This is a genomic window from Lacisediminihabitans sp., assembly GCF_036404185.1.
Lineage (GTDB): Bacteria > Actinomycetota > Actinomycetes > Actinomycetales > Microbacteriaceae > Lacisediminihabitans.
The window spans coordinates 1-5,429 of the sequence record NZ_DASWPB010000024.1; the positions used below are offsets into that span (position 1 = coordinate 1).

Below are 5,429 nucleotides of genomic sequence, written 5' to 3' on the forward strand. Positions count from 1 at the left end.
CACGCCCAAAACACCGGCGACGTCCTCACCGCCAACACCATCCTCATGGACGCCTTCTACACCGACGTCCGACCCGACCTCGCCCACTGGCGCACCACCCACGGACTCCCCGAAAACCCCACCACCGCCTACACCACCTCCCCCTACCCCCACACCATCACCACCCAACGCACCACCGGACAACAAACCGGATGGGGCGCATAACCATGGCAAGCAGAAGGGCCCCCGACACGAGGCGCGGGAGGAAAGGACTGTGGTAGGGACGGTCGCCGCCGTCGACCTCGGAGCGACCAGCGGCCGGGTCATTCTCGGCCGCATCGGGGACAACGAGCTTGGGCTGCGCCAGGTGAGGCGCTTCGCAAATGATCCGGTCAGGGTCAACGAGAGCGGTTTGCCGGCTCTCCACTGGGACATCCTCGAGCTCTACCGCAACGTCATCGCCGGAGTGGCCACCGCCGTCTCCGACGAGCCGGACCTCCTGAGCATCGGCATCGACTCCTGGGCGGTGGACTACGGGCTCCTCCGTCAGGGTCGCCTGCTCCAGCTGCCGTATCACTATCGAGACGGCCGCACCGTCCCCGCCGTCCGAGCCGCACACGCGGCGGTGGACGCCGAGCGGATGTATCGCACGAACGGGCTGCAGTTCCTCCCCTTCAACTCGGTCTATCAGCTCGTCGCCGATCGGCTGGCCGGCACACACGACCTCGCCGACCAGTTCCTTCTCATCCCGGACCTGATCGACTATTGGCTCACCGGATACGCCTATGCCGAGCGCACGAACGCCTCGACGACGGGGCTGCTCGACGTTTACACCCGCGAATGGAACGACGAGTTGATCGCAGAGCTCGGCCTGCATCGACGCGCCTTCCCCGATCTCGTCGACGCGGGCACCCGGATCGGCACCGTCCTGCCGGAGGTGGCGCTCGAGCTGGGCGCCCCCCGCTCGCTCGAGGTGACCACCGTCGGATCCCACGACACGGCCTCGGCCGTTGTCGCCATTCCGGCGACCACGGATGACTTCGCCTACGTCTCCTGCGGCACCTGGGGCCTTGTCGGCGTCGAGCTCGACGCCCCCATCCTCAGCGAGAGCGGGAGGGCGGCGAATTTCACCAACGAGGGGGGCGTGGACGGACGTGTGCGGTATCTCCACAACGTCATGGGACTCTGGCTGCTCAGCGAATCCGTGCGCACCTGGGAGCACGAGGGCCGCACGATCGATCTGACGGCGCTCCTGGAGCAGGCGGCAACGATCACCGGCCCGGTCGCCCGGTTCGACGCCGACGATCCCCGATTCCTCCCACCGGGCGACATGCCCGCACGAATCGCAGCGTATTGCGCCGAACACGACCAGCCCGTGCCCCGAACGCCGCCCGAGTTCGCCCGCAGCATCCTCGAGAGCCTCGCCGACGCCTTCGCGAACAGCATCCGTCTGGCCTCCCGAGTGACCGGCAAGACCGTCTCTGTCGTTCACCTCGTCGGCGGGGGCTCTCAGAACCGGCTGCTCTGCCAGCTCACGGCCGATCGAACCGGACTCCCCGTCCTCGCCGGTCCCGTCGAAGCGACGGCGATCGGCAACATCCTCGTTCAGGCCAGGGCACAGGGCCTGATTCGAGGAACTCTGGAATCGCTGCGCGGACTCGTCGCAAGCACCTTCGAGCCGACGAGATACGAGCCCCGACTGGTCAGGGCCCTCTAGGGGCGTCGCCCTGTCGCGCATCCCGTCGCGGCGGGAGGTATCGCACCTCGCGGCGGACAAATGAGCTCGCGGCGGGAGATGTCACACCTCGCGGCGGGGAAATCGCATCGCGGCGGGAGACGCGCCTCCCGCCGCGAGACACTTTCTCCCGCCACTCGCAACCACTACAGCCGCGACCGGGTCGTCAGCCCGTGCTCTCGCGCACCACCAGTTCCGGCTGGAAGACGATGTGGCGCGCGTCGAGCGTGGGATCGACGGCCTCCTCCAGGAGGATCTCGACGGCGGTTTTGCCGATGAGCGCGCTGGGCTGTCGTATGGAGGACAGCGGAACGACGGCGGCGCTGGCGAAGTCGATGTCGTCGTAACCGATCAGGGCGATGTCCTCGGGAACCCGCACGCCGACCCCCTGCATCATGAGGGCCTGAAGCACCCCCATCGCGACCAGATCGTTCGCCGCGAAGATGGCCTCCGGGCGGTCCGAGGCCTCGCGCATCGCGATCTCGTGTCCCGCCTGGCGCCCGGCAATGACGCTGAGAGCCGTCAAGACGATGACCTCCAGCGCGGCACCGGGGCAGTCGTCGACGGCGGCCTGCGCGCCGGCATGACGATCGATCACCTGGCGAATGCCGAACGGACCCCCGACGAAGGCGATTCGACGATGTCCGCGCCCGAGGAGATGCTCGGTGGCGAGCCGGCCGCCCGCGAAGTCGTCGACGGAGACCGAGCTGAAGGAACGGTCCCCGCTCGTCCGATCGACGAGCACCGCCGGGGTGCCTCTGGCCCGAAGCCGACGCAGACGTTCGGTGATGTCGTCATAGGGAGAGATGAGCACCCCGTGCACACGCTGCTCTTCGAAGAGGTCGAGATAGTCCGCCTCGCGTGCGGTGTTCTCGTCGCTGTTACCGAGCATCACCGTGAAACCGTGTTCGGCGGCCGTGTCCTCCGCGCCACGAGCGACCTCGGTGAAAAAGGGGTTGCGCACGTCGAGCACGATCAGGCCGATCGTGGTGCTTCGCCCGACCCGCAACTGACGGGCGGCATCGTTGCGCACGAATCCCAACGTGCTGATGGCCGCCTGCACCCGCTCCACCACCGCGGCAGACACCTTCTCTGGACGGTTCATGACATTCGACACGGTGCCGACCGAGACACCGGCATGACGGGCGACATCACGAACACTTACCGTTGGCATATCAGACCCGTTCCTTTTTTCGCCGTGACGTGGCGCCCCTGCTCGAGAGACTGCCTCAATTATCGCGCCTGCTTGCCGGATCGCTGAATCGTTACACAGCGAGCCCACGAGGCGCTTGACCTTTTTCGACCCGCCGCTATATAGTCCTTGTAATCGCTTTTAAAACGATTCAATTCACTCTCAATGATGAGCGTAGGGAACAATCAATGTCGATAACTCCCCGGGAGAACGGACCCGCAGTCCTCGAGCTTCGAGACGTCTCCAAATCGTTCGGCCAGGTCGTCGCCCTCGCCTCAGCCGACCTCACGGTCGAAGGAGGTTCGATCCACGCCCTGGTCGGCGAGAACGGCGCGGGCAAGTCGACCCTCGTGAAGATCGTCGCCGGGCTCTACCAACGCGATCGAGGGGACGTGCTCCTCCGCGGGGAATCGGTCGACTTCACGACGACGGCCCAGGCCAAAGAAGCCGGCATCGCGGTCATCTACCAGGAGCCGACCCTGTTCCCCGACCTCTCGGTCATGGAGAACATGTTCATGGGCCGCCAGCCGACGGACCGCTTCGGCCGCATCGACAGGAAGGCGATGCGCGCGGCGGCCAACGACGTGTTCAACCGGCTGGCGGTGCGCATCGATCCCGATCGCCCGGCGGAGGGGCTGTCGATCGCCGACCAGCAGATCATCGAGATCGGCAAGGCGATCCTGCTCAACGCACGGGTGCTCATCATGGACGAGCCGACGGCGGCGCTCAGCGGCGTCGAGGTCGATCGTCTCTTCGCGGTCACTCGCAGCCTGCGCGACGAGGGTCGCGCCGTCGTCTTCATCTCCCATCGTTTCGACGAGGTCTTCTCCCTCTGCGATCGCATCACCGTCATGCGGGACGGCCGATTCGTCTCCGTGGATGCGATCGCTGACGTCACCGAGGACGAGATCGTGCGCCGCATGGTCGGCCGGGACGTGAGCGAGCTCTTCCCCAAGCAGGAGGCCAGCATCGGCGACGTCGTGCTCGAGGTATCGGGGCTCAGTTCCGCGGGCGTCTTCGACGACATCAACTTCACCGTGCGCTCCGGCGAGATCGTCGGCCTCGCCGGCCTCGTCGGCGCCGGACGCAGCGAGATCGCCCGCGCCATCTTCGGGGTCGACCACTACGACACGGGGACGGTCGCCCTCGGAGGACGGCGCGTCCCCCGGCGCAACCCCGGAATGGCGATGAGTCTCGGCTTCGCCTTCGTTCCGGAGGATCGGCGCAAGCAGGGCCTCATCCTCGAATCGAGCGTCGCCCGCAACGCGACGCTGGCCATCCGGCGCCAGCTGACGAAGTTCGGGCTGCTCACCTCGCGATCGGAGAATGCGTCGGCCAGGATCTGGGCGACTCGCCTTCAGGTGAAGAGCAGCGCCCTCGACACCCTCGCCGGGACGCTCAGCGGCGGCAATCAGCAGAAGGTCGTCCTCAGCAAGTGGCTTGCGACGGATCCGCGACTGCTGATCATCGACGAGCCGACCCGCGGCATCGACGTGGGAACGAAGGCGGAGGTGCACCGGCTCATCTCCGAACTCGCCGGACGGGGGATGGCCATTCTCATGATCTCGTCGGAGCTCCCCGAGGTGCTCGGCATGGCAGATCGTGTTGTCGTCGTCCGCGAGGGCAGGATCACGGACCAGATTTCCCGGGCGGACGCCACCGCGGAAAACGTCATGTATGCGGCGACCCACGCGGAAGGAATCAGCCGATGACCACCATCCCCACCATCCCATCGCAACGAGGACGGATGGGGCAGGTCGTTCACACCTTCGTCCGCGCCAGGGAGACCGGCATCTTCGTCGCGCTGATCCTCGTTGTGGCCGCCGCAACCGTCGTCAATCCGTCGTTCCTGTTCAGCCAGGACGGGTTCCGCGATCTTCTGCTGACCCCGGCGATCCTCGTGCTCGTCGCGGTCGGAGAGGCGATGGTCATCCTCACCCGCAGCGTCGACCTCTCCGTCGGATCCGTGGTCGGCCTCACCGCCTACCTCGCCGGCCGGTTGTTCGTCGACGTCGGCGGCATCCCGATCATCCTGGTCTTCCTCTGCTGCGTCGCCGCCGGTGCCGTCCTCGGTCTCGTCAACGGCCTGCTGGTGGCCTTCGGAAAGGTGCCGGCGCTGGTCATCACGCTGGGAACCCTGTACGCCTATCGCGGGATCAACGTGCTCTGGACGGGCAGCAACCGCATCAACGCCTCCGACATGCCGCGGGGATTCCTCGACCTCGGCACCGACTCCGTCGCCTTCATCCCCTATCTGACCATCATCGCGGTCGTCATCGTCCTCGTCGCCGGCTGGTATCTGCGGAACAAGAGAAGCGGACGCGAGCTGTATGCGATCGGCTCCGATCCCGACGCCGCCGAGCTCTACGGGCTCAAGGTCCGGCGGCGCGTGCTCGTCGCCTTCGTCCTGTGCGGCGCTCTGGCCGGTCTCGCCGGCGTGCTGTTCGCCGCCAGATACGGGACGACGAACTCGCAGACCGGCACCGGGCTCGAGTTGCAGGCCGTGGGTGCGGTGGTCATCGG

At 66.7% G+C, this 5,429-nt stretch carries 4 protein-coding genes and 1 pseudogene; 4 read left to right on the plus strand and 1 reads right to left on the minus strand.

The window, feature by feature from the left end; translation table 11 throughout:
* Together VGC18_RS01350 and VGC18_RS01355 are read left to right on the plus strand one after the other, a co-directional pair.
* A pseudogene (locus VGC18_RS01350) lies at positions 1-204 on the plus strand (rhamnose isomerase); the annotation flags it as partial.
* A gap of 49 nt (positions 205-253) precedes the next feature.
* A complete protein-coding gene (locus tag VGC18_RS01355) occupies positions 254-1,696 on the plus strand; it encodes a rhamnulokinase family protein (protein ID WP_331093438.1) in 1,443 nt (480 codons plus the stop codon).
* 184 nt (positions 1,697-1,880) lie between these two features.
* Here the strand turns inward: VGC18_RS01355 and VGC18_RS01360 are convergent, their stop codons facing one another.
* Positions 1,881-2,888: a LacI family DNA-binding transcriptional regulator gene (locus VGC18_RS01360; protein WP_331093440.1), complete on the minus strand. Its 1,008-nt coding sequence runs from the start codon at positions 2,886-2,888 to the stop codon at positions 1,881-1,883.
* Between the two features lie 206 nt (positions 2,889-3,094).
* Here VGC18_RS01360 and VGC18_RS01365 point away from each other — a divergent pair, with 206 nt between their 5' ends.
* Both VGC18_RS01365 and VGC18_RS01370 read left to right on the plus strand, forming a co-directional pair.
* Positions 3,095-4,618 carry a sugar ABC transporter ATP-binding protein gene (locus VGC18_RS01365; RefSeq protein WP_331093442.1) on the plus strand — a complete coding sequence of 508 codons (1,524 nt, stop codon included), beginning with the start codon at positions 3,095-3,097 and terminating at the stop codon, positions 4,616-4,618.
* The coding region (locus tag VGC18_RS01370) for an ABC transporter permease (protein WP_414672843.1) at positions 4,615-5,429 on the plus strand (815 nt) is incomplete at its 3' end. The genes VGC18_RS01365 and VGC18_RS01370, both read left to right, overlap by 4 nt.

Coding starts and splice junctions, on each gene's coding strand:
- VGC18_RS01360 (WP_331093440.1), bottom strand. CDS start 2,888: ATGCCAACGGTAAGTGTTCGTGATGTCGCCCGTCATGCCGGTGTCTCG.
- VGC18_RS01365 (WP_331093442.1), top strand. CDS start 3,095: ATGTCGATAACTCCCCGGGAGAACGGACCCGCAGTCCTCGAGCTTCGA.